23 protein-coding genes and 1 pseudogene are annotated in these 23,483 nt (G+C 72.0%); 13 read left to right on the top strand and 11 right to left on the bottom strand.

The features are described from left to right. Together ACGFMK_RS44150 and ACGFMK_RS44155 are read right to left on the bottom strand one after the other, a co-directional pair. Positions 1-198 (bottom strand): annotated as a pseudogene (locus ACGFMK_RS44150) (1,4-beta-xylanase); the annotation flags it as partial. Between the two features lie 141 nt (positions 199-339). Beyond that, on the bottom strand, positions 340-1,905 hold the full coding sequence (locus ACGFMK_RS44155) for an alpha/beta fold hydrolase (RefSeq protein ID WP_392776377.1): 1,566 nt from the start codon (positions 1,903-1,905) through the stop codon (positions 340-342). Between the two features lie 153 nt (positions 1,906-2,058). Between ACGFMK_RS44155 and ACGFMK_RS44160 the strand changes: the two genes are divergently transcribed. Next, entirely contained in the window at positions 2,059-3,693 is a 1,635-nt protein-coding gene (locus ACGFMK_RS44160) for a phospholipid carrier-dependent glycosyltransferase (protein ID WP_392776380.1), read from the top strand. A 207-nt stretch (positions 3,694-3,900) separates the two neighbouring features. After that, a complete protein-coding gene (locus tag ACGFMK_RS44165; protein WP_392776383.1) occupies positions 3,901-6,609 on the top strand; it encodes a BTAD domain-containing putative transcriptional regulator in 2,709 nt (902 codons plus the stop codon). Between the two features lie 55 nt (positions 6,610-6,664). On the opposite strand, the gene ACGFMK_RS44170 is transcribed toward ACGFMK_RS44165, so the two are convergent. Further along, positions 6,665-7,675 carry an ABC transporter substrate-binding protein gene (locus ACGFMK_RS44170; RefSeq protein WP_392776386.1) on the bottom strand — a complete coding sequence of 337 codons (1,011 nt, stop codon included), beginning with the start codon at positions 7,673-7,675 and terminating at the stop codon, positions 6,665-6,667. Between the two features lie 349 nt (positions 7,676-8,024). Continuing rightward, a complete protein-coding gene (locus tag ACGFMK_RS44175) occupies positions 8,025-8,747 on the bottom strand; it encodes a hypothetical protein (RefSeq protein ID WP_392776389.1) in 723 nt (240 codons plus the stop codon). A 138-nt stretch (positions 8,748-8,885) separates the two neighbouring features. On the opposite strand from ACGFMK_RS44175, the gene ACGFMK_RS44180 reads away from it, so the two are divergent. Next, positions 8,886-9,533 (top strand): FG-GAP repeat domain-containing protein, encoded by a 648-nt coding sequence (locus tag ACGFMK_RS44180; protein WP_392776392.1) that lies wholly within the window; start codon positions 8,886-8,888, stop codon positions 9,531-9,533. A gap of 36 nt (positions 9,534-9,569) precedes the next feature. On the opposite strand, the gene ACGFMK_RS44185 is transcribed toward ACGFMK_RS44180, so the two are convergent. Continuing rightward, positions 9,570-10,586 (bottom strand): methyltransferase, encoded by a 1,017-nt coding sequence (locus ACGFMK_RS44185; RefSeq protein WP_392776395.1) that lies wholly within the window; start codon positions 10,584-10,586, stop codon positions 9,570-9,572. Positions 10,587-10,860: 274 nt separating this feature from the next. Between ACGFMK_RS44185 and tuf the strand changes: the two genes are divergently transcribed. After that, positions 10,861-12,048 carry an elongation factor Tu gene (tuf, locus tag ACGFMK_RS44190; protein ID WP_392776397.1) on the top strand — a complete coding sequence of 396 codons (1,188 nt, stop codon included), beginning with the start codon at positions 10,861-10,863 and terminating at the stop codon, positions 12,046-12,048. A gap of 38 nt (positions 12,049-12,086) precedes the next feature. Here the strand turns inward: tuf and ACGFMK_RS44195 are convergent, their stop codons facing one another. Genes ACGFMK_RS44195 through ACGFMK_RS44210 form a run of 4 tightly spaced genes read right to left on the bottom strand, consistent with a single transcriptional unit; the run spans position 12,087 to position 16,076 of the window. After that, positions 12,087-14,444, bottom strand: a complete 2,358-nt coding sequence (locus ACGFMK_RS44195) for an aerobic carbon-monoxide dehydrogenase large subunit (RefSeq protein WP_392776400.1) — start codon at positions 14,442-14,444, stop codon at positions 12,087-12,089. Next, positions 14,441-14,911 (bottom strand): (2Fe-2S)-binding protein, encoded by a 471-nt coding sequence (locus tag ACGFMK_RS44200; RefSeq protein WP_392776403.1) that lies wholly within the window; start codon positions 14,909-14,911, stop codon positions 14,441-14,443. Before ACGFMK_RS44200 ends, ACGFMK_RS44195 begins: the two co-directional genes overlap by 4 nt. 1 nt (position 14,912) lies before the next feature. Then, the gene (locus ACGFMK_RS44205) at positions 14,913-15,779 is read right to left on the bottom strand and encodes an FAD binding domain-containing protein (RefSeq protein ID WP_392776406.1); all 867 of its coding nucleotides are present in this window, start codon (positions 15,777-15,779) and stop codon (positions 14,913-14,915) included. A 57-nt stretch (positions 15,780-15,836) separates the two neighbouring features. Next, positions 15,837-16,076 carry a hypothetical protein gene (locus tag ACGFMK_RS44210; RefSeq protein WP_392776409.1) on the bottom strand — a complete coding sequence of 80 codons (240 nt, stop codon included), beginning with the start codon at positions 16,074-16,076 and terminating at the stop codon, positions 15,837-15,839. Positions 16,077-16,201: 125 nt separating this feature from the next. Here ACGFMK_RS44210 and ACGFMK_RS44215 point away from each other — a divergent pair, with 125 nt between their 5' ends. Together ACGFMK_RS44215 and ACGFMK_RS44220 are read left to right on the top strand one after the other, a co-directional pair. After that, a complete protein-coding gene (locus tag ACGFMK_RS44215) occupies positions 16,202-16,903 on the top strand; it encodes a helix-turn-helix transcriptional regulator (protein WP_392776412.1) in 702 nt (233 codons plus the stop codon). 68 nt (positions 16,904-16,971) lie between these two features. Then, the gene (locus tag ACGFMK_RS44220; RefSeq protein ID WP_392776415.1) at positions 16,972-17,634 is read left to right on the top strand and encodes a hypothetical protein; all 663 of its coding nucleotides are present in this window, start codon (positions 16,972-16,974) and stop codon (positions 17,632-17,634) included. Here the strand turns inward: ACGFMK_RS44220 and ACGFMK_RS44225 are convergent. Then, the gene (locus ACGFMK_RS44225) at positions 17,628-18,212 is read right to left on the bottom strand and encodes a TetR family transcriptional regulator (RefSeq protein WP_392776418.1); all 585 of its coding nucleotides are present in this window, start codon (positions 18,210-18,212) and stop codon (positions 17,628-17,630) included. The two genes, ACGFMK_RS44220 and ACGFMK_RS44225, sit on opposite strands and share 7 nt — an antisense overlap. 98 nt (positions 18,213-18,310) lie before the next feature. Between ACGFMK_RS44225 and ACGFMK_RS44230 the strand changes: the two genes are divergently transcribed. Continuing rightward, the gene (locus tag ACGFMK_RS44230; protein ID WP_392776421.1) at positions 18,311-19,348 is read left to right on the top strand and encodes an NAD(P)-dependent alcohol dehydrogenase; all 1,038 of its coding nucleotides are present in this window, start codon (positions 18,311-18,313) and stop codon (positions 19,346-19,348) included. A gap of 53 nt (positions 19,349-19,401) precedes the next feature. Further along, positions 19,402-19,560: a hypothetical protein gene (locus ACGFMK_RS44235; RefSeq protein WP_392776424.1), complete on the top strand. Its 159-nt coding sequence runs from the start codon at positions 19,402-19,404 to the stop codon at positions 19,558-19,560. Here ACGFMK_RS44235 and ACGFMK_RS44240 read toward each other — a convergent pair. After that, entirely contained in the window at positions 19,557-20,096 is a 540-nt protein-coding gene (locus ACGFMK_RS44240; protein ID WP_392776426.1) for an ester cyclase, read from the bottom strand. The two genes, ACGFMK_RS44235 and ACGFMK_RS44240, sit on opposite strands and share 4 nt — an antisense overlap. A 100-nt stretch (positions 20,097-20,196) precedes the next feature. On the opposite strand from ACGFMK_RS44240, the gene ACGFMK_RS44245 reads away from it, so the two are divergent. The 5 genes from ACGFMK_RS44245 to ACGFMK_RS44265 form a co-directional block, all read left to right on the top strand. Beyond that, positions 20,197-20,871, top strand: a complete 675-nt coding sequence (locus ACGFMK_RS44245) for a TetR/AcrR family transcriptional regulator C-terminal domain-containing protein (RefSeq protein WP_392776429.1) — start codon at positions 20,197-20,199, stop codon at positions 20,869-20,871. A gap of 172 nt (positions 20,872-21,043) precedes the next feature. Beyond that, entirely contained in the window at positions 21,044-21,577 is a 534-nt protein-coding gene (locus ACGFMK_RS44250) for an EF-hand domain-containing protein (RefSeq protein ID WP_392776432.1), read from the top strand. Continuing rightward, the gene (locus ACGFMK_RS44255) at positions 21,578-22,654 is read left to right on the top strand and encodes an isocitrate/isopropylmalate family dehydrogenase (protein ID WP_392776434.1); all 1,077 of its coding nucleotides are present in this window, start codon (positions 21,578-21,580) and stop codon (positions 22,652-22,654) included. After that, positions 22,651-23,298 carry a cysteine hydrolase family protein gene (locus tag ACGFMK_RS44260; protein WP_392776437.1) on the top strand — a complete coding sequence of 216 codons (648 nt, stop codon included), beginning with the start codon at positions 22,651-22,653 and terminating at the stop codon, positions 23,296-23,298. The genes ACGFMK_RS44255 and ACGFMK_RS44260 overlap by 4 nt, the downstream gene beginning before the upstream one ends. Next, a partial coding sequence (locus tag ACGFMK_RS44265; RefSeq protein WP_392776440.1) for a class I SAM-dependent methyltransferase occupies positions 23,250-23,483 on the top strand: 234 nt, incomplete at its 3' end. The genes ACGFMK_RS44260 and ACGFMK_RS44265, both read left to right, overlap by 49 nt.

Consider the following 23,483-nt stretch of genomic DNA (forward strand, 5'->3'; position numbering starts at 1 on the left):
TCCGGCGGCGATGGCGGTGCCGAAGTAGCGGCCGGACTGGGCGGCGGCGGCGCCGAGGGTGCTGGCGGCGGCGTCCGCACCCGGCGCGGTCACCACCACGGCCGTTGCCGTGGTGACGGTGACGACGCCGGCCAGTATCCGGCCGGCCGGCGACCGCCACCACCGGCTCTTCCGCTGCTCTGACGAACTTCCCGTCATCCCTGGTCTCCTTCCGGGCGCACGTCCGGAAGACCGAAACGTCGGCGGTCCGGGCGAAGTCGGTGCTGGTCACCTACCGCGAGCAGCAGAGCACGGCGCGCTGTGGCCGGGCAAAGAGTTTCGGCCGAGTTTCGGGGTTGGTCAGTGCCGCCCGACGTCGGTGCAGTCGAGGTCCCGGTCCGGCAGCCGTCCGGAGTCCAGGAACGTGACGGTGGCGTTGTCGGCGCAGGTCGAGCCTTCGTGGTAGACGTAGTGCCCGCCGTTGTCGACGCCCACGAAGGCCGCGCGGTCGCCCAGGACGTGACGCAGACCGACCCCCGAGTCCCACGGCGTGGCGTGGTCACGGCGGTTCTGCAGGATCAGTGTGGTGCGCGGGCCCTTGCCGGTCACGGCGACCGGTTTCTCGATCGGCTGCGGCCAGAACGCGCACGCCCAGATGTTCGACGGCATCCCCGCGGTCAGCGGCCAGGCCTTCCGGTCGGCGGCGCTGGCGCGGGCGTAGCTGCCGACGTCGTGGGACCACTCGGCGTCACCGCAGGTGAGGGCCAGGAACATCGTCGCCTGGTTGTCCGCGGGAACACCCGGGGCCGGCGGCGCGTCGGCGAACACCTGCTGCAGCACCTTGCCATCGGCGTCGGTGACGTGCCCGTCGGCCAGGTCCGCGGCCGCCTTCCAGACCTGCGCGAGCACCGGCAGGGTGTTGTTGTGGATGAGCAGCGCGTACGTGACGCCGCGCAGCATCGCCCCGCTCAACGCCTGCGGGGTGCCCGGAACCGGCGCCGGCCGGTGGTCGAGCCGGCCGGCGAGCGCGAGGTAGGTCCGCGTGACCTCGTCGGCGGTGGCGCCGAGCCCGAGGGCGGCGTTCTGTCCGGCGGCGACGGCGGCCGCGTCGGGGAACCGTTCGGCCATGCCCTTGCTCCAGCTCTCGGCCTCACCGGCCCAGACGTGGGTGGGGTCGACATTGCCTTCGAGGATCATGCGGTCGGTCCGGTCCGGGTACAGCGAGCCGTACACCGTCCCGAGGTAGGTGCCGTAGGACTGGCCCCAGTAGGAGATCTTCGTTTCACCGAGTGCTTCGCGGACGCGGTCGAGGTCGCGGGCGGTGTTGGCCGTGGTGAAGTAGCGCAGGTTGTCCCCGGCCTTGCTCGCGCACTGCTGGGCGGTGGCGCGGGCGGCCTGGACGTTCGCGTCGATCGAGCCGTCGGCGGCGGGGTAGGGGAAGAGGGCGGCGACGCTGGGGTTCTCGAGGCCGCAGCTCTGCGGGGCGCTGGTCCCGACCCCGCGCGGGTCGAAGCCGATCAGGTCGTAGCCGTCCAGGACGGACTTCGGCAGGGTCGGCGCCATCGCGCTGGGTGTGTCGAGACCCGGCAGCGCCGGGCCACCCGGGTTCAGCAGCAGGACGCCGTGGCGCTTGGCCGTGTCGGTGCTCGCCAGCCGGGAGACCGCGACCTCGATCGACGTGCCGTCCGGGTGGCCGTAGTCGAGCGGGACCTTCACCTTCGCGCAGGTGAGCCGCGGATCCCGCGGGGTTCCCGCCGCCGGTGCCGGGCACGGTCCCCACGCCAGGGCCGGCGCCGAGGCCGCCGGCCCGTCTTCGTCGTCCGCGCTGTCACAGGCGGCCACACCGAGAACGGTCAACGTGGTGACCGCCAGGGCCGCGGCGAACCGGTGGCCGCGTGACCCGGACCTGCGTATCTTGTGCTTCATGACTGCCCTCCGAATTCCGCGCCGGCGGGCCTTTCCGGTCCGCCGTACGCGTTGACGGCGCCGAAGCTATCGGGACCGGGACAAGGCGGAAGTCACCCCGGAGCGCACAGATCTTGTAGCTCGCGCGGGGGACAACGGCTTCCACTGTCCGATGTGGACCGGCCAGGAAGCACCTCCGGGTCGTCGTGGCCGCGGCGGTGGGCGGTCGGGCTGGTCGTATTCGCCCTCCTGGCCGAGATGGCCGTCGCGATGATCACGACGGCGGTGGAGCAGACGCCGACGATCGACGAGCCGGTCTACATCGGCACGGCGGTCGTCTACCTGCAGCAGCACAGCCTGCGGTACAACCCGGAGCACCCGCCGCTGGGCAAGCTGATCATCGCGACCGGACTGGCCTTCGCCGACGTCCACCTCGACCCGGCCTTCGACGGCGACCAGTCGCAGCTCGGCCGGCGCGTGCTGTACGAGTCGGGCAACGACCCGGCCCGGCTGCTGCTCCTGGCGCGGCTCCCGGTGATCGTGCTGACGCTGCTGTTCGGCCTGGTCGTCTTCCTGTTCGCCCGTGATCTCACCGGCCCGGTCGGCGGCTCCGCGGCGCTCGCGCTGTACGCGTTCTCACCCGACGTCATCGCGAACGGCTCCTTGGCGACGCTCGACGTGCCAGTCGCCGGCTTTGTGCTGACGTCGGCCTGGTTGCTGTGGCGGGCCCGGAACCGTCCCGTCCGTTACCTTCCCTTGGCGGGACTGGCCTTCGGCGCGGCGCTGGCGACGAAGATGAGCGCGCTGGCCGCGGTTCCGGTGCTGCCGCTGCTGGTCGTGCTGTCCGTCCGGAACGCCCGCCGCGCGGGGAACGTCCGCTGGGGCCGGTTCACCGGACCCGTCGTGGCGGCCGCCGGGGTGGCGCTGATCGCCGTCGCCGTCGTGTGGATCTCCTACCTCGCCGTGGATCCGCGGCTGCGCTGGGCGACACCGCCGGGCCTGCCCGCCGTCCACGGCCTGGGCGTGCTCGGCGACTGGCTGCCGCTGCCCCGGCCGTACCGGGACGGCCTGCACGTCCAGTTCGGCTTCGAGGACCAGGTGTGGGGCGGCTTCCTGTTCGGCCGGCTTTATTTCGGCGCGCTGTGGTACTACCTGCCGGCCGCGCTGCTGGTGAAGACGCCGCTGGGCGCGCTGGCCCTCGGGCTGGCCGGCGCCGTCGTCATGGTGGCGCTCCGGCGGCTGCGCCCGGCCGCGCCCTACGTGCTGGTTCCGACGGCCGTGCTGCTGGTCGCGGCCATGACCGGGAGCCGCGACCTCGGCGTCCGGTACGTGATCTTCGTGCCGATGTTCCTGGCGATCGCGGCGGCCGGTGTGGTCGCGCTCCGCCGGCGGTGGGCGTACGCCGCGACGGCGGCCCTGGTGCTGTTCGCCGCCGTCAGTTCTTTGCGGACTTTCCCGTACTACCTGCCGTATTCCAACGAAGCGTTCGGCGGACCGGCGGCGACCCACCTGCGCCTGCACGACTCGAACGTCGACTGGGGCCAGGACCTGGGCCGGCTGGCCGACCGGCTGGGACAGCGCTATCCGGGCGAGCGGGTCTGGCTCGTCTACAAGGGGAGTGGCGCGCCGGCCGCCTACGGCATCACCGCCGCCGATCCGCGCACCGTGCCGGCCGGGCAGGTCCACGGGCTGCTCGCGGTGTCGGACTCCGCCGCCGTCAAGGCGGACGACCGGCTGCGGGCGCTGCTCGGCGGCAGCACCCCGATCGACGAGGTCGGCCACTCCATCACGATCTACCGCCGCCCGTAGGCGAAGTCCGGTCGCGACGGTCCCGGTGGTGGGCGCGACCCCCAACAACCACGCCCGCCACCGGGGCGTCCCCGGCAACCCCCTCGCCGTGTCCCCAGAGTTCCGCACGCCGTCCTCGTTTCGTCCTCGCGGCGGCATCCGTGGTCGCACCTGCGCGTTTCGGCGCCCGGACGCCGGGCGCTAGCCTTGACGGCGAGGGGGGATGCGATGAGGTTCCGGATTCTCGGGACGCTCGAAGTGCAGGCGTACGGGAGCCGGGTCGCCCTGGCGAGCCCGCGTGAGCAGCGTGCGCTCGCCGCCCTTCTGCTCAACCCCGGCTCGGTCGTCCCGGTGGAGCGTCTGGTCGACGCGCTCTGGGAGGACGAGCCGCCGGCGACGGCCGTGAAGCAGGTGCGCAACTGCGTTTCCGCCCTGCGCGGCCGGCTCGGGGAGACGGGCGCATTGATCGTCACGGACGGCCCCGGGTACCGCCTGCAGGCCGGCGCCGACGATCTCGACTCGCTCCGGTTCCGCCGCCACGTCACGGCGGCGCGCGGACTCGCCGGGCAGGCGAAGTTCGTCGACGCCGTCGAAGAGATCCGCGCCGGCCTCGCCCTGTGGCGCGGCCCGGCGCTCGACGGGCTGCGCACGGCCACGCTCGCCGGCCGGGCCGCGGTGCTCGACGAGCAGCGCGTCGACGCCGTCGAACTCTGTGCCGAGTGGCAGCTTCGGCTCGGCGAGACGGGTGAGGTCGTCCGCGAACTGACCGAGTTCTGCGGCGAGCACCCGATGCGCGAACTGTCCCACCTGCTCCTGATGCGCGCCCTCGCGAAGGAGGGCCGCTACGCCGAGGCGTCGACGCTGTTCCACGGCCTGCGCCGGCGGCTGGCCGACGAGCTGGGCGTCGATCCGAACCCCGAACTGCGGCGGCTCCACGAGCAGATCCTCGCCGAAGCCACGCCCGCCGAAGATCCCGGACCGGTGGCTTCCGAGGCACCGCCGGAGCACCACCACGACCGCGCGGTCACCGAGCTGGCCGAAGCCGTCACGTGGCAGTGGCGCGCCGAGGCCGAGCTGCGCTCCCTGCACCGGCCGCAGCCGATCGCCCTGCGCTGGTCGGCGCTCGCGCGCCCGGGAAAGCCGGCGCTGCGGGGCGATCTCGACGACGTCGCGGAGACGTTCGCCGCGCTGCCCGTGCGGCAGCTGGTCGTGCTCGGCGATCCCGGCTCCGGCAAGTCCGTGCTCGCCCTGATGCTGACGCTGGAGCTGCTGCGCGCCCGCGCCCCGGGCACCCCGGTTCCCGTCCTGTTGTCGCTGGCCTCCTGGGATCCGAGGCGCGACCACCTCGACCGGTGGCTGGCGCGCCGCCTGGCCGACAACCACCCGGCCCTGCTGAACGCCCGGGTGTACGGCCCCGACGCGCCCACCCGGCTCGTCCTCGGCGGGCACGTCGTCCCCATCCTCGACGGCCTCGACGAGATGCCGGCCGATCTGCGCGTCGCGGCCCTCGACGCCCTCGACCAGACCATGGCCGTGGGGCGCTCGCTGGTGCTGACGTGCCGGTCCGCCGAGTACGAGCAGGCCGCCCGCGAATCCGCGGCGGTGCTGGGCGCCGCCACCGTCGTGCGGCTCGAACCCGTCGCGCGGCGGGAGGCGATCACCTACCTCTCGGCGCGGGGGAGCGAGCGCTGGCTCCCCGTGGCCGAGCGGCTGCGCCGCGAGCCGGACGCGGCACTGGGCCGGGTGCTGCGGACGCCGTTGATGGTCGACCTGGCGCGGATCGTCTACGGCCGTCCCAGCGCGGATCCCGCGGAGCTGCTGGGCGCCGAAGACGCGGGCGTCCTCGAAGGGCGGTTGCTCGATTCGTTCGTCCCCCACGCCTACGCGCAGGTGCCGCAGCCGCCGGGACGGAACCCGAAGACGAGCCCGTCCGGGCGGTACACGGCCGAGCAGGCGACGCACTGGCTGGGCTTCCTGGCCCGGCACCTCGAGCAGGCGCGCAGCCGGGACCTGGCTTGGTGGCAGCTGTACCGGGCGGTCCCCGCGGGCACCCGATCGGGGCTGATCGGCCTGCTGATCGCGCTGTTCTTCGTCGTCACCGGCTGGGTCGACGACGGACCGGCGCTGGCCGCGATCTACGGCCTTTCCTTCGGTGGCGCCGGTTACCTGACCCATCGCTTCGGGCGCCCGCCCGAGCCACTGCGCACCGAGCTGCGGTTCGCCGGAGCCGCCGGGAAGTTCGCCGGGCGGTTCGCGATCGGCGCCGTCGTGGGTGTGCTGCTCGGTCTCGGCTGGTCGCTGGCCACCGGCCTGGTCGTCTTCCTCGCCGTCGTGTTCGGCCTGGTGTTCGCGGTGCACGTGTGGCTCGCGAAACCGGTCGACGCCAGCCGGGTGTCCAGCCCGGGCACGATCCTGCGCAACGAACGGACCGGCGCGATCGCGTTGTCCGTCTCGTTCCTGGTGTCGCTGGGCCTGTTCGACGGCATGGCGTTCGCGTTCACCGCGAACACCCGGTTCCTGCCGGTGCTGGGCGGCCGGTACGACCTCGCGCTGGCCGTCGCCGGCGGGATCGCCGGCGCGTCGTTCGGCTGGTTCATGGCCCGCGGCACCGCCGCGGTCTGCTACGGCCTCGCGGGCGCGATCGCCGGCGGCCAGGTGTTCCCGCCGGCGACGAACCCGGTGCTGCCGGTCGTGGCCGGCGTGTGCTTCGGCGGTGGCATCGGCCTCGCGGTGCTCGTGACGCGCGCCTGGGGCAACTACTTCGTCCACCACGCCTGGCTCGCCGCGACCGGCCGCCTTCCCTGGCGGCTCATGCACTTCCTCGACGACGCCCACCGCCGCGGCGTCCTGCGCCAGGCCGGGGGTGTCTACCAGTTCCGCCACGCCCGCGTGCAGGAGCGGCTGGCCGCTATCGGTGAGGGCGAACGGAAAGCTTGACGGCCGGCCGCCGATGAGGTGCGGAGCGGGGGATCCGCACCTCATCGACGTCCGGTCAGTGCCCGACCTGCGGGCCGATCATCGTGTTGACGTCGATCGGGGACGGGATCGTGCCCAGTTGCAGCAGCAGGTCCGGCACTCGCTGCAGGCGCCGGGAGTCCAGGGTCGAGCCGTACCCCGGCAGGGTGAGCAGCTTCGCCGTGTCCTCGTCGATCTTGGCGAACCGCACCAGCAGCGGCTCGACCTTGGCGCGGTCGTTCGTGGCCTCGTGGGTCGCCTTCTGCATCGCCCGCTGGAACGCGGCGAGGGTCTTCGGGTGCTCCTGCACCCACTTCCTGGTCGCGCCGTAGCCCGTCAGCGGGAAGTCCTGCGTCGCGCCGGTGTTGATGTCGACCACGGGGATCGCGCTGGCCGTCTTGGCGGCCTGCGTGATGTACGGCTCCGGCAGGTACGCGGCGTCGGCTTCACCATGCTGCAATGCGGCCGCGATGTTCGGCAACGGGATCAGTACCCATTTCACTTTGCTGAAGTCCACACCGTGGTCCTGCATCACCGAGCGGGTGAGCAGATCCGACGCGGTGTTCTTGGCCGTGATGGCGATCTTGGCGGTGGCCAGGTCGAAGATTGTTTTCACCGGTGAATTCGGCACCGTGACGATCGCATTGGTCTTGGCGTTGACCGAGGTCGCGTCCGCGACCAGCTGCATGTCCGCGGTGCCGGTGCTCTTCGCGGTGAAGAACGGCGGGTAGGTCGAGAACGCGATGTCGGCCTCGCCCGAGATCGATTTCGCCAGCGAAGCCTGACCGCTGGCGGCGACGACGGACTCGACGTTGAGCCCTTCGTCCTTGAAGAAGCCCTCGTCCTGGGCCAGCCAGAACGGCCCGAGGTCGGTGGTGGGCAGGATCGAAACCTTCAGCGTCGACTTCTCCAGGCCGCTGCCGCTCGACGATGCTTTCGAGGTGTCCATACCTAGCGCGCCGCAGCCGGACACGACCATGACGGTCGCGAGGGCGAGTGCGGCGTGACGTGTGCGATGCCGGCCAGTGAGCCTGGCGATTCCAAACAAGGCCTGCTCCTTGACGGAGGTCACGGTTGATGTACCGAATCCGGGGAAGGCGCGTGAATAAGTCCCGGGAGTCAGGCAGGCCACTGTAGGTACCCCCGACATCGCTTGACAACGCGTCAGTACATCGGGCGAGGAAATTCACCAGAATGGCGGTGCGAATAGTTGATCAATTGTCGCTGTTTGATCTTCGAATATCGCCGGATGCTACGAATAAGTGTGATCAAAAGGGCGGTTGCTGCCGATATCCCGGATGAACGGGCGGCGAAAATGCGGATTCGACAGGGGTCGGGGATAATTACGGAGAGTTACCGGCGCCGCCGACGAATACGATTAATCGTAATGCGGTTATTCAGGTGAAATCGTCGATCATGTCGGGGAAGTTTTCCGTGTACCCCAGGAGAAGCAGCGGTCGCCGGGACAGCAGGACGGCCAGCTCGGCCCAGCCGGCGGCGCCGGCCGCGCCGAAGAGGTGCTTGAGGTCGGCGACGACGGCCGTTGCCTCGTCCTCGGACGGGGCGGCCGTGCGGTCGAACCCGAGCAGCGACGCGCCGATCCCGATGTGGCGGTACCCGTGTGCGGCCATCCGGCGGATGACCGCGTGGTTCTGGAAGACGTTCCAGTCGCTGGTGAAGTAGCCGTTCGGGATGCCCGCGACGGCGAGGTCGTCGCGGGGCACGGGCACCCGCTGCACGAGAACGACGTCGTCGAGGAACCGGTCGGGGTTCCGGTTCACCGCGACGAGCGCGGCGACATCGGCTTCGCCGCCGAGTCGCTCACCGGGCAGCTCGTCCCACGCGACCCGTGAGCCCGGATCGTCGAGGGCGGCCGCGACGTGGGCGGTCCGGGCGTCGTCCGCCCGGCGCCGCGCGGCGGGATCGTCCTCGTCGGGGTCGCCGTCGTCGAACCAGAGCCGGTCGTCTTCGGAGGCGTGTCCGCTCGTGTAGGCGCACTGGCCGACGTCGTCGAGTGTGCCGAGGATCCGCGCGGGACCGTGCTCGACGCGCGCGACGGTGTTCGTGTCCAGCCGTCCCCGCCGCACCTTCTCGGACGGTTCGTAGCGCGTGACTCGCATGGGCGTGATCTTGCCAAAGCTGCCGGGTTGCGTTCGTGTGGCACATCGCACTCCCGGTGCACTCGACCCGGCTGTGAGCGTCTTTCCTGGCGAGAGGGATTTCGGTGAAAAGATCACCGAACCACGGAGGGAGATCTCATGAACCGCACCGGACTCGTCCGCACCGCCGCCGTCGCCGGCCTGGCCGCCGCGCTCGGCCTCACCGCCGCCGCGCCGGCGCTGGCCGCGGACCCGATCACCGCGGTCGCCGACCTGAACGGCGATGGGCAGCTCGAAACCGTGACCGCGCAGCTGACCGGCGAGGGCGACCAGCTGATCTCGGCCACGGTGAACGGGACGTACACGTCGATCCACCTCCCGGCCGACAGCCGGTTCGGCATCGAGGCCCCGCGGGTGACCGACCTCAACGGTGACGGCCGGGCCGAGCTGGTCGTCGCGCAGTCCATCGGCGCCAACACGACGTTCTTCTCGATCCTGCACTACGACGGCCGCACCCTGAGCCAGGTCGTCGGAGCCGACGACCAGCCGTTCTCGGTCGCCGAAGGCGGCGGGGTGGCCGCCCACCTGGGCTACCGGTGCACGCCCTTCGAAGGGGGCCGCGCGTTCGCGACGGTCGCCGCCGAAGCGGACGACATCAGCCGCCCGGTGGACCAGCTCACCTACTCGGGGACCCGCACGGTCTACACGCTCCGCGACGGAGCGCTGAGCGTTCAGGAGACGGTCCCGTTCAGCGGCCGCCCCTCGACGGACCCGCTGCTCACCGAGGATTCCGCCAGCTGCGCCTGACTGTTCCGCAAGTCCGTGAAGGCCACATCGAGGGACTCAGATTCCCTCGATGTGGCCTTCACGGACAGCCGGTGTCTCTTCCTCGACGCCGAACTCCAGGGCCAGCCGGCCTTCCGTCACCGGCACCGCGTCGCGGAACACGAGCCCGCTCTCGGCGCCCAGCTCGACCAGCTCGTCCAGGGTTCTTTCCTCGCCGCCGAAGCACATCAGCATGAACAGGTCGATGCCGGTGTGGGCGCCGTGCCCCCGGACCGGCTCGATCAGCAGCACCGTGGCGTCCGGCTCGGCGGCTCGGCGGCAGCCGGAGAGGATCGCCCGGGCGTGCTCGTCGTCCCAGTCGTGGACGATGTCGGACAGCAGGTAGGCGTCGGCGCCCGCGGGCAGCGGGTCGAAGAAGCTACCCGCCACCGCGCTCACCCGGTCGCCGAGCCCGGCGGCGGCGAAGCGATCGGCGGCCGGGCCGGCGGCCAGGTCCAGCAGCGTGCCCCGGACACCGGGGTGGGCACGCAGGATCTCGATGAGCAGCGGCCCGTCGCCCCCGCCGACGTCGACGATGTGGGGGAAACGGCTCCAGTCGAAGCCTTCGGCGATCCGCGGGGCCTGTTCGCGGAAGCGCCAGTTCATCTGGGCGTCGAACGAGCTCCGCAGGTTCGGCTCGGCGTCGAGGTCGGCCCAGAAGTCGCGCCCGTACCGGCGCGGGTAGGCCGGCTCGCCGGTGGTGATCGTCTCGAGGAGGTCGGTGAACGCGAGTTCGGCGCGGCCGCCGGCGCAGCTGATGTCCAGCAGCAGCTTGATCCCGTCCGCGCCCATTTGCGTGCCGAGCGGGGTCGGCCGGTACCGGGCGGACTCCGTGTCGAAGGCGAAAACCCCGGCCGTGACGAGGTGTTCGAGCAGGCGCCGGAGGATCCGCGGCCGGGTTCCGGTCGCGGCGGCGAGCTGGTCCGCGGTCGCTCCCGCGCGGCCCGCGTGCTCCACCAGGCCGAGGGTCGCCGCGACGCGGATGGCCATCGGCGTGGCCAGGTCGGCCAGCGCCATGATCGAGGGCTCGTCCATCGTCCGATCCTATCCGGGCGCCGAATCCCCGTGCCCGCCGGAAAACCGGATGACACGGCGCCCGCCGCCGTGCCAGGCTTCCCGCCATGTTCCCGGTGTCCGATAGCGCGACGTTCGCAGGCGTGTCCCTGCCGAGCGCCCTTTCGGCACGGCTGCTGACCGGCGCTCGAAGCTGACCCTTCCCCGATTCCCCTGTCCTGACGCGGAACCGCCGGGGGAGGGTCGACGCGCTCGCCCGGTTTCGCGCATTCACCCTTCAGTACAGGGAAAAACCATGACCAAGCAGCAGTACGTGCGGACCAAGCCGCACCTGAACATCGGCACGATGGGGCACGTCGACCACGGCAAGACCACCCTCACCGCGGCCATCACCAAGGTGCTCGCCGAGCAGGGTGGGAACAACTCCTACGTCGCCTTCGACCGCATCGACCGCGCGCCGGAGGAGATCGAGCGCGGCATCACGATCACCATCGCGCACGTCGAGTACGAGACGCCCACGCGGCACTACGCGCACGTCGACATGCCGGGCCACGCCGACTACGTCAAGAACATGATCACCGGCGCGGCCCAGCTCGACGGCGCCGTGCTGGTCGTCTCGGCGCAGGACGGCGCGATGCCGCAGACGCGGGAGCACGTCGTGCTCGCGCGGCGGATCGGGGTCGAGCACCTCGTGGTGGCGCTCAACAAGGCCGACCTCGCCGACGACGAGGACCTGCTCGACCTGGTCGAGCTGGAGGTCCGGGAGCTGCTGACCCGCTACGGGTTCGACGGCGACACCGTGCCGGTCGTCCGCGTGTCGGGGCTGCGCGCGCTCGAGGGCGAACCGCTGTGGACGCAACGGATCCTGGACCTGCTCGCCGCCGTCGACGAGCACGTGCCGATCCCGCCGCGGCGGCTCGACCTGCCGTTCCTGATGCCGATCGAGAACGTCCTGACCATCACCGGCCGCGGCACCGTCGTGACCGGCGCGGTGGAGCAGGGCACCCTCGCGGTCGGCGAGGCGGTCGAGGTGATCGGGCTCGGCCCGGCGGTGACGAGCGTGGCCACCGGGCTGGAGACGTTCGGCAAGCCGATGGAGCGCGCCGAAGCGGGGGACAACGCCGCGGTGCTGCTGCGCGGGGTGAAGCGCGGTGAGGTCCGGCGCGGCCAGGTCGTCTGCCTGCCCGGCAGCGTCCGGCCGCACACGCGGTTCCGCGCGGACGTCCACGTGCTGTCGGCCGCGGAAGGGGGCCGCAGGACGCCGTTCGCGGCGAACTACCGGCCGCAGTTCCACTTCCGCACCAGCGACGTCGTCGGCGTGGTCACCCTCGCCGAGGGCGCCGCGGTGGTCCGGCCGGGTGCGGCGGCCGAGCTGACCGTCGAGCTCGGGCTGCCGATCGCGATGAGCCCGGGGCTCGGCTTCGCCATGCGCGAGGGCCGCCTGACCGTGGCCGCCGGAACCGTCACGGAGGTCCTGGACTGAAGCGGCGGCCCCGCCCGGAAACCCCGGGCGGGGCCGCCCTAGGTGATCGCCAGGTCCGTCCGAAGTGGACGGCCCTGCATCGCGCACCACACCGCCGCCGGGGTCAGCGGCATGTCCGCGTGCCGCACCCCGTAGGGCCGCAGCGCGTCGACGACGGCGTTGACGACGGCGGCGGGGGAGCCGACCGTCGCGGACTCGCCGACGCCCTTGGCGCCGATCGGGTGGTGCGGCGACGGCGTGCACGTCTCGCCCAGTTCCCACGACGGGCATTCGAGCGCCGTCGGCAGCAGGTAGTCCATGAAGGACCCGCCGAGGTGGTTGCCGTCGTCGTCGAACGCGATCAGCTCCATCAGCGCCATCCCGATCCCGTCGGCGAGGCCGCGGTGGACCTGCCCGGCCACGATCGCCGGGTTGATCCGCACCCCGCAGTCGTCGACGGCGACGAACCGGCGCACCGCCACCTGCCCGGTCCCGGGATCCACGTCCACCACGCAGATGTAGGCCCCGAACGGGTAGGTCAGGCTCGGCGGGTTGTACACGCAGGACGCGTCCAGCTGGCCTTCGACGCCTTCGGGCAGGGCCAGGTCCGAGTGCGCGGCGCGGGCGATCTCGCGCATCGTGGCGCCCTGGCCCGGCACCCCGCGGACGAACCAGCGCCCGGGCTCCCACTCGAGGTCGTCCGGGCTCACTTCGAGCATCGCCGACGCGACCAGCTGCGCCCGCGCCCGCACCTTCCGCGCGACCAGCACGGTCGCGGCACCGGACACCGGAGTCGAGCGTGAGCCGTAGGTGCCGAGGCCGAACGGCGTGGCGTCGGTGTCACCCTGCACCACCTCGACCTCGTCGGCCGGGATGCCCAGCTCGTGCGCCACGAGCTGGGCGAACGTCGTTTCGTGCCCCTGGCCCTGGGACATGCACGACAGCCGCAGCACGGCCGAACCGCTGGGGTGCACCCGCAGCTCGGCGCCGTCGGCCATGCCGAGGCCCATGATGTCCATGTGCTCGCGCGGGCCGGCGCCGACGGCTTCGGTGAAGAAGCTCAGCCCGATGCCCATCAGCTCACCGCGTGCACGCTTCTCCTTCTGCTCCCGGCGGAGGTCCTCGTACCCGGCGATCTCCTTGGCCAGCGCCAACGCCGCGGGGTAGTCGCCGGAGTCGTACTCCCAGCCGGTCGCGCAGGTGTAGGGGAACTGCCCGGGCCGCAACAGGTTCCGCTCCCGCAGCTCCGCCGGGTCGAGGCCGAGGTCGCAGGCCAGGACGTCCATCATCCGCTCGACCAGGTACACGGCTTCGGTGATGCGGAAGGAACACGCGTACGCCACGCCGCCGGGCGCCTTGTTGGTGTAGACGCCGGTGACCGCGCAGTGCGCCGCCGGCAGGTCGTAGGAACCGGTGAAGACCTGGAAGAACCCGGCCGGGAACTTGGACGGCTGGGCGGTGCCGTTGAACGCGCCGTGGTCGGCCAGCACCCGCACCCGCAGGCCGAGCAGCTTCCCGCCGCGCGTGGCCGCGATCTCGCCGCGCATGTGGTAGTCGCGGGCGAAGGACGTGCTCATCAGGTTTTCGGAGCGGTCCTCGACCCACTTGACCGGCCGTCCGGTGACCATCGTGGCCGCCACCGCGCACAGGTAACCGGGGTACACCCCGACCTTGTTGCCGAACCCGCCGCCGATGTCCTGCGCGACGATCCGGATCCTGTGCTCGGGCAGCCCGGTGATCATCGAGTAGAGCAGCCGGTGCGCGTGCGGCGCCTGCGCCGTGGCCCAGACGGTGAGCTTCCCGGTGACGGGGTCCAGTTCGGCGACCGCGCCGCAGGTCTCCATCGGCGCCGGGTGCACCCGCGGGTACAGCATGTCCTGCGTCGCGACGACGTCCGCGCGGGCGAAAGCGGCGTCGGTCGCCGCGGCGTCACCCGACTCCCAGTCGAAGATCCGGTTGTCCGTACGGTCTTCGACGTCGTCGCGGATCAGGGCGGCGCCGGCGTCGAGGGCGGTCCGCGCGTCGGCGACCACCGGCAGGGGCTCGTACTCGACGTCGATCAGCTCGAGCGCGTCCCGTGCGGCGTAACGGTCTTCGGCGACGACGAACGCGACCTCCTGGCCCTGGAACCGGACCTTGTCGGTGGCCAGCACCGCCTGGACGTCGTGGGACAGCGTCGGCATCCACGCCATGCCGCGCTCGGCGAGCATCGCGCCGGTGAGCACGGCCCGGACCTTCGGGTGCGCCTCGGCCGCACTGGTGTCGACGGTGACGATCCGGGCGTGCGCGTGCGGGCTGCGCAGGATCGCGCCGTGCAGCATCCCGGGCCGGGTGACGTCGTCGAGGAACGTGCCGCGCCCGCGGACGAACCGGCCGTCCTCCTTTCGGCGCACGGAACCGTGGCCGTTCGCGGTCATGTCTCACCGTCCGGGTGCTCGGCGGCCCAGCGGACCGCGCGGACGATGTTCTCGTAGCCGGTGCACCGGCACAGCTGCCCGGAAATGGCCTCGCGGATGGTGCCTTCGTCCGGGTCGGGGTCGCGGTCCAGCAGCCAGCGCGCGGTCATCAGCATCGCCGGGGTGCAGAACCCGCACTGGACGCCGTGGCAGGCGACGAACCCCTGCTGTACCGGGTCGAGCCGCGGGCCGTCGGCGAGGTCTTCGACGGTCCGGACGCGCTTGCCGTCGGCCATCGCCGCGAGCACGGTGCAGGACTTGACCGGCAGCCCGTCGAGCCAGACCACGCAGGTGCCGCAGTTGGAGGTGTCGCAGCCCCAGTGCGTGCCGGTGAGGCCGAGGTCGTCACGCAGGAAGTGCACCAGCAGCAGCCGCGGCTCGACGCTGCGCCGGTACGGCTCGTTGTTGACGGTCACGGTGATTTCCACGTCACCCCGCCCGCCGCGCGTCGGCCTGGCGCAGGGCCCGGACGGTCAGCTGCGCGACGAGGTAGCGCTTGTAGCCGGCGGGCCCGCGCTGGTCGGGCGCGGGGGAGCAGTGCGCGGCGGCGATCGCCCCGGCCTCGTCGAATTGCTCCGGCGTCGCCGGGCCGCCGCGCAGGAAGTCCTCAGCCTCGACTGCGACGAAGTGCGGAGCGCCGACCGCGGTGAGCCCGATCCCGGCCTCCACGACCACACCGCCGTCCACCCGCAGCGAAGCGCCGACCGCGGCGATCGCCCAGTCGCCGGCCCGCCGGCCGACCTTGGCGTACGCGCTGCCCGTTCCGTCACGGATCGGCAGCCGCAGCTGCACCAGCAGCTCACCCGGCCCGACGGCGGTCTCGTACGGTCCGGTGAAGAACTCCCGCACCGGCACCACCCGCGTCCCGTCGGGGCCCTCGACGACGGCCTCGGCGCGGACGGCGGTGAACGCGGCCGACAGGTCCTCCGACGGGTCGGCCTGGCACAGCGAGCCCCCGACGGTCCCGCGGTTGCGCACGATCGGGTCGGCGACCACGCGTTCGGCGTCGTGCAGGATCGGGAACAGCCGCCCGGTTCCGGCCGATTCGAGCAGTTCGGTGTGCCGGACCAGCGCCCCGATCCGCAGCTCCCCGCCGACGACCTCGATCCGGGACAGCTCACTGAGCTCGTTGATGTCGATCAGGGCTTCGGGCCGGGCCAGCCGCAGCTTCATCATCGGGATGAGGCTGTGCCCGCCGGCGATCACCCGGCCGTCGGGGCCGTACTTGGCCAGCAGCTCGAGGGCGTGCCCGACACTGGTGGCCCGCTCGTACTCGAACTGCGCCGGCACCTGCATGACCGTGGATCGTTCCCGGCGCACGGGTGGTCCGCAACAGTGGATTAAGGGAACGCTTCAGACGTCGGCGCGGGCCTGGGTCCACCGCAGGGCCTGGTGCCACTCCGCGATCAGCGCCTCGTCGTCCGCGAACGTCGGGGTCGCGCCCACCGGGACCCACGTCTGGTCGACCAGTTCGCCGGCTTCGACGCGCTGGACCGTGATGCCGGTGTACTGCACCACCTCGCGGCCGAACTCGGCCGGGGCGGAGACCGCGCGGGTGCCCAGCCGCAGCCGCACCTGTCGTTCGTCCGTCACCGACCACCCTCCCCTTCATTCTCGACAGTGCTGTCGCGAATGAGCCGGGTTCTGTAACAGCCCGGACCGGTGAACTGCGGTGAGCGGCCGGAATCACCCGGTGGACGGCAGATAAATTAGCTCTCGTGAATCGCACCGAAAGGCTGTACGCCCTCGTGGAAGAACTTCGGGCGGTTTCGCCGAGGCCGCGCAGCGCGACGTGGCTGGCGCGGCGGTTCGAGGTCAGCGTCCGCACGGTCGAACGGGACCTCGACGCGCTGCGGGAGTCCGGCGTCGCCATCCGGAGCGACACCGGGCGCAACGGTGGTTACCGGCTGGACCGCGAGCGCACCCTCCCGCCCGTGACGCTGACCGCCCGCGAGGCACTGGCGATCAGCGTCGCGCTGCGGGCCGCGTCGGCCACGCCGTTCGCGGACGCGGCGCGGCGGGCGGCCCAGAAGGTGCTGGCCGTGCTGCCCTCCGACGTGCGCCGCCGGGAGGACGCGCTGGCCGCCCGGGTGCACCGGGTCGGCCCGCACCCCGACCTGCCGGTGATCAGCGGAGCGGTGGCGGACACGGTCGAGGACGCCGTGGTGGCGAGCCGGGTGCTGCACCTGACCTACACCGACCGGGCGGGTGCGACCTCCGAGCGGGACGTCGAGCCGATGGGCCTGCTGTGGGGCCCGCACGGCTGGTACCTGGTCGCGTGGTGCCGGTGGCGCGAGGGCGTGCGGGGGTTCCAGCTGCACCGGATCGCCGCCGCCGCGTCGACCGGCGAGCGGTTCCGCCCGCGCGAGGCGGAGTGGGCCGCGGAGCTCGACCGGCTGGACGCCGAGGCCCTCCGCTGACTCCTTCGTGAAATGTGACGGCGAACACCGACAGGACGGTGTCGCGGACCGCTGGAACCGTGGCGGACATGGAAAACAACGAAGAACGGATGCGGCGGTGGTGCCGCATGTGGAACGAGGACCCCGCGCTGGCGCACGAGCTGATGAGCCCCGCCGGCGTGCAGTGGTCCGGGCAGACGCCGGGCCTCGACAGCGTGGTCGGGCCGTTCGAGCAGGTGCGGTTCCTGGACGGCTACCGTGCCAAGCACGTCAACCTCTTCCGGCCGCGGGTGCTCGCCGACGGCGGTGACCACTTCGCCTACCTGTGGGACGTCGACAAGGCCGACGGGCAGAAGCTGACCGGTTTCGACTTCAACATCCGGCACGGCGGCCGGATCGCGGAGAACTGGACGTTCGTGGGGGAGTGGCGGGACACCGCGCCCGACCCGGCGTATTCCGGCGGCCACGACCTGGACAAGGTCCTCGACGCCTGGCTCCGGCGGCGCGCCGGTGAGCCGGTGGACGTGCTCACCGAGGACTTCGCGTTCTTCTCCGGCGCGGCGGGCCCGCTCGCGCGGCCGGAGCCCGCGGTCCTGACGCCGCACCGCGAGCCCGTCGTGGATCCGGACCGCGGCACGGTCGCGTTCCTGTGGACCGGTCCCGCGGCGAGCGGCGCCGACCTGCTGTCCGTGCGCGACGGCCGGGTCGCCCGCGCCTGGTCGCTGACCGGGACGCGCTCGTTCCGCTATTGACCTTCGGGTGCGACAGCGCGCCGGACGCTCTCCCGCAGGAGCGTCCGGCGTTGCTCGTGCAGCTCCGGAGGTTCGTCGCCGGTGGCGGCGTAGACGTTGCTGACCGGCGACCACGCCATGGACATCGCGATCACCATGGCCATCAGGTCGAACGGGTCCCCGGCCCGCACGCGCCCCGCGGCCTGCGCCTCGGCGATCGCGCCGAGCTTCTCGGTGTCCAGTCGGGCGGCCTGCTCCACGAGGTGACCGGCCGGGCGGCGTTCCAGGCGGACCCAGGTGGCCAGCCGGATCAGGTCGGGGCGGCGGAGGTACTCGTCGTAGAGGCGGACGGCCCAGTCCGCGAGGTCGCCGGCGTCGATCGGGACGACGTCGCGGATCGAGCCCATCGAATCCATGAAGATCGCGTCGAACAGCTCTTCCTTGCTGCCGAAGTAGGCGTAGAGCTGCGCCTTGTTGGTGCGGGCCGCGGCCACGATCCGCTCTACGCGCGCCCCGGCCAGCCCGTACTGGGCGAATTCCTGGGTCGCCACGTCCACGATGCGCTGTTTCGTCGCGGCACCGCGCGAGGTCAGGGGCATGGCGTTCACGATAACAACAGACCAGTCGGTTTGCCGGAGTGCCGATCCTCGGCTACGGTAAAACAGACCGAACAGTCTGTTTGCTTGAGGAGTGGGCCATGAGAACGACCGTGGGCTGGCAGGCCGGCCCCGCCGGTGCCGAGCTGCGCCAGGTACCGCTCGAGCGCCGTGACCTGCGCCCGGACGACGTCGCCGTGCGCGTGGACTACTGCGGGGTCTGCCACAGCGACCTCCACGCGCTGCACCGCGACGGCCGGGACACGCCGCTGGTGCCCGGCCACGAGTTCACCGGCGTGGTCACCGAGGTGGGGAGCGGCGTCACGAGATTCGCCGCCGGGGACGCGGTCGCCGTGGGCAACATCGTCGACTCGTGCGGGGCGTGCCCGATGTGCGAGCGGGGGCAGGAGAACTTCTGCCGCGAGTTCCCGACCCTGACCTACGACGGCACCGACCGCCACGACGGATCGACCACCCTCGGCGGCTACTCCCGCGAGTACGTCGTCCGCGAAGGGTTCACCTACCCGCTGCCCGCGGGGCTCGACCCGGCGGCCGCGGCGCCGCTGCTGTGCGCGGGGATCACCGTCTGGGAACCGCTGCGGGCGCTCGGGGTCGGCCCGGACAGCCGGGTCGCGGTGGCCGGGCTCGGCGGCCTGGGACACCTCGCGGTCAAGCTCGCCGTCGCGCTCGGGGCCGAAACCACGGTCCTCAGCCGCTCGGCCGACAAGGCCGAGGACGCCCGCCGTCTCGGCGCCCACGACCTGATCGTGTCGGCCGACGAGTGGCAGCTGGCCGCGGCGCGGGACCGGTTCGACGTCGTCCTCGACACGATCGCGGTGCCCCACGACCTGGGGCCGTACCTGAAGCTGGTCGCCCTGGACGGCACGCTCAGCGTCGTCGGGTACCTGGGCCCGGTCACCGTGCCGATGACCGACCTGCTCGTCGGCCGCAAGCGGCTCGGTTCGGCGGGCAGCGGCGGGCGCCCGGCCACCGCGGAGATGCTGGCGTTCTGCGCCGAGCACGACGTCACCGCCGACATCGAGCTGCTGCCCTCGAAGCAGGTCAACGAGGCGCTCGACCGGCTCGGCCGCAACGACGTCCGGTACCGGTTCGTGCTCGACCTCGCCGATCTGTCCTGACGGTTTGCCCTTACCGGTGCGGGGTATCCGCCGGCAGGCGAAGGGAGAGAACCATGGGATTGCTCGTCGGGTTGCTCGTCGTGTGGGCTGTGCTGATCGTGCTCGGGTTGGCGATCAAGAGCCTGTTCTGGCTCCTGTTCGTCGGGATCGTCCTGTTCGTGGCGACCGGCGTGATCGGCTTCGTCAAGCGGAAGACGCTCGGCCGCAGCTAGCCGAGCAGCCGCGGATCCGGCTCTCCGCCGGCCTCGCCCAGGGCGCCGAAAACCGCTCGTGCCAAGGTGATCAGGTCCTTCGGGTTCTTTTTGTCGAGCCCGCCCACGAGCTGCTTCAGCACCGTCAACTGGTCGAAGTAGACGCGCTCGGTGACCAGGTTCTCGTGCTCGTCGAACACGAAGAACGCGGTCATCCGGGTGCGGTGCCTGCTGCCCGTTGCGGGGATCTTTCCCAGGGGACCGAGGTGGGTTCCGGTCAGCCAGAACTCGACGACCACGGCGTCGGCGGTGTGCCGCAGCGCGATGATCTCGTGGTCCTGGTCGGGGAAGGCGACGCGGGTGTCGTGGTAGTAGCCGCGCACCTCGCCGTCGCCGTCGTGCACCGTCATCGACGCGATCAGCTCGTAGTGCGGGTGCGGGAACGTCTCGAGCACGTCGTCCCAGGCTTGGCGCACCTCGTCGTGGAAGTGGTCGAGGACGAGCTTTTCGCGAGCGCGCAGCACGTCTTCCGGCGGCAGGGTGTAGGCGGTCGTCATGGCGGATCCTCGTCGTCTTCGGGTGGCCAACTGAAAACCTACGCCGTAGGTATGTGCTGAACGTAGACCTACGCTGTAGGTTTTGTCCAGGAGGTGCGTGATGGACACCCGGACCGAGCCGCCGCGGCGGGGCCGGCCGCGGCGCGGGCACGAACCGTTGTCGCGGCCGCGGATCGTCGGCGCGGCGATGGCGCTCGCCGAAGCCGAGGGTGTCGAGCGGCTGACCATGCGCGGTGTGGCCAAGCGCCTCGGGGTCGACGCGATGAGCCTCTACAACCACGTCGCGAGCCGGGACGCGCTGCTCGACGCGATCACCGAAGAGGTGCTGGCCCGACTGCGCCTGCCCGCTCCCTCCGGGGACCTCGAAGCCGACGTCCGGGCCGTGGCCGGCGCCTTCCGGTCGGCCGCGCAGCAGTACCCGCGCTGCGCGACGCTGGTGCTCACCCGCCAGCTCGGCGCGCCCGCGGCGCTCGGCCCGACCGAGGCGGTGCTGGCCGTCCTCGACCGGGCCGGGTTCCCGCCGGACCGCGCGGTGCACGCGCTGCGGACGGCGCTGGCCTTCCTCGTCGGCTCCCTGATGCGGGAAGTGTCCGCGGGGCCGGCGTTCAGCGGCACCGACGTCGAAGGAGCCCAACAGCGGGAAGCCGAGCTGCGGGCCGCGGGACTGCCGCACGTGGCGGCGGCCGCGCCGGACCTCGCGATCTGCGACCACGACGAAGAGTTCGAGTTCGGCTTGACCGCGCTGGTCGCCGCGCTGGAGGCCGTGCGCGGCTGAGGGGTGTCACGGTGCGTGCCGGGGCGTGCCCCGGCCGGGGCGAACTGCTGGTGCGCCCCGGTGAAAACGCACCGGAATGGTGATTCCACACCTTGGGGTGAAACGAATCCGAGTCGCGTCCTGGCTGACGCAAACTGCTCGAGACAGTGCCCGACGGAAAGGTGAAGAATCGATGGGTGCCACCGCGGTCGACCGGATCAAGCTCGTTTTCACCCTGTTCGACGTCGACGGGAACGGCTATCTCGAAGAGCGCGACTTCTCGACGATGGCGGACCGCGTGGTGCGGGCGGCCGAAGGCTCCGGCGACACCGCGAAGCGGGCGATGGAGGCGGCCTTCCACCGGTACTGGACAACCCTGGAACGGGAGCTCGACGCGAACCACGACGGCCGGGTGAGCTACGAGGAGTACGCGGCCTGCGTGCTGTCGCCGGAACGGTTCGCCCCGACGGTGGCGGAGTTCGCGGAAACCCTGACGGCGCTGGGGGATCCGGACGGCGACGGGATGATCGAACGGCCGCTGTTCGTCGCCCTGATGACGGCCATCGGCTTCGACCGCCCCAACATCGACGCGCTCTTCGACGCCTTCGCGCCGTCGGCCGGCGACCGCGTCCGGGTGCCGGTCTGGGCCGCGGCGATCAAGGACTACTACCGCCCGGACAAGGTCGGCATCGCCGGCGACCACCTGGTCGCGAACGTGGCCGGCTGAATGGGCGCGCACCGCGCGCGGCCGGTCGTCGGGCTGGCGGTCGGCCGGGGCACCGGGGGAGAACTCGCGGACGTCTTCGAAAACGTGCTGACCCGGATCGGCCTGCTGTGCTCGACCGAAATCGGCATAACGCGCTCGCCCCGGACGTACCATTCCTATTTCTCCCTGAAGGACGCCGGTGGCACCGACCGAATCCGCCGGCTGACCGACGAGGACGCCGGCCACTACGAGCAGTTCTGCCGGGAACAGGCGCGTGCCGGAGTTTCGGCGGTCTTCCGCACGGCGATCAACGCGCAGTCGCTCTACCTGGTCCGCGAGCGGCTGCGGGCGGTGAAGGTCGACCCGGTCACGCCGTCCCTGCTGCTGGTCCGGGACCAGGCGCAGGGTTTCTACACCGGCGAGAACCGGCACACGCCGGACACCGTGACCCGCACGATGGTGTTCAGCAAGGAGATCACCGAGAAGGTGCTCACGTTCGCGGTGCGCCGTGCGCGGGCGGAGTGGCCGGACGACGGGCCGGCCCGGATCGTCCTGGCGTACAAGTTCCACCTGCTCGACGGCGCGTTCGGCGCCTGGGTGACCGAGATCGCCGGGCGGCTCGGGGTGGCCGTCGAGCTCGGCCAGCCCGACACGGTCAACCGCAACCTGGTCGAGCACGGCCTCGCGCCGCGCACGCTGCTGGTGGCCGGCAACGAATGGGCCGACATCATGCACGTCGTCCTGCTCGCCGCGTTCGGCGGCGAGCGCCAGGAGAACCGGTACACCGAGAACGTCCACCTGCACCCGGACGTCGACGGCCTGGTCGAGTACCAGACCGTGCACGGCTCGGCCGACGACCTCGCGGGCACCGGCCGGGTCAACCCGACGGCGACGCTGCGGGCCGCGGCGGCGATCGCGGAGCGGCACGCGGGCTGCCCGGGCGCGATCACCGCGATGGAGCAGGCGCTGCGCGAGGCGCGCGACCGCGGCGTCGGCACCCCGGACGCCGGCGGCCGGCACACGACCACCGAGGTCGTGGCCGAGGTGCTGGACGCGCTGGACCCCGCCCCGGACCGGGTTTCGGTGGCGGGCGCGTGAAGACGGCCCTGGTCGTGGTGGACCTGCAGAACGACTTCTGCGCCGGGCCCGTCGTCGCGGCTCGCTATCGCGGGCGGCCGGGGACGCTGGAGCGCGTCACGGCGAACGCCGGCCGGGCCGTCGATCTGGCGCGGCGGGCCGGCACCGAGGTCGTCTTCGTGCGGTTCCTCGGCGACGTCGAGTACCAGCGGCCCAGCTGGCGGCGCCGGGACCGGGTGCTGGGCAAGGCGCCGAAGTGCCTGGCCGGGTCGTGGGGCGCGCAGTTCCACGGGGTCGCGCCCGCGCCCGGCGAACGCGTCTTCACCAAGTACGCCTGTTTCGACGCGTTCTTCGCCCACGGCTTCGGGCAGCACCTGCGGCGCCGCCGGATCGGGCACCTCGTCTTCGCCGGGGTCTACGCCGACGTCTGCGTGGACTCGACGGCGAGAACGGCGTTCCAGAAGGGGTTCCACCTGACGGTGCTGACCGACTGCACGACGGCGCTGCACCGGAGCGACGAGGAAACCCTGCGGTTCATGGAAACCGTCTACGGCGCCCGGACGACCACCCACGACCGGCCCCGGGCGTGGACCCGATTCGACGGCGAGGAGGACGAGTGGTCACCACCCGAGGCGTCGAAGGCGGCGTCGGCCGGACCGCGCTGATGGTCGCCGCGGCCCGGGCGATCGAGGCCACCCGGCCGGATTCCCTGGCGCGGGACGGGTTCGCGCGCCACTTCGTCGAGGCGGCCCGGGTGCCGGGGGAGTGGCCGGTGCACTGGCACGACGTCCACGGCGGGGCGGCGAACCCGCTGTGGGGCCGGCTCGGGCGGTACTTCGGCCTGCGCACC

It is taken from the genome of Amycolatopsis sp. NPDC049252 (genome assembly GCF_043197175.1).
GTDB lineage: Bacteria > Actinomycetota > Actinomycetes > Mycobacteriales > Pseudonocardiaceae > Amycolatopsis.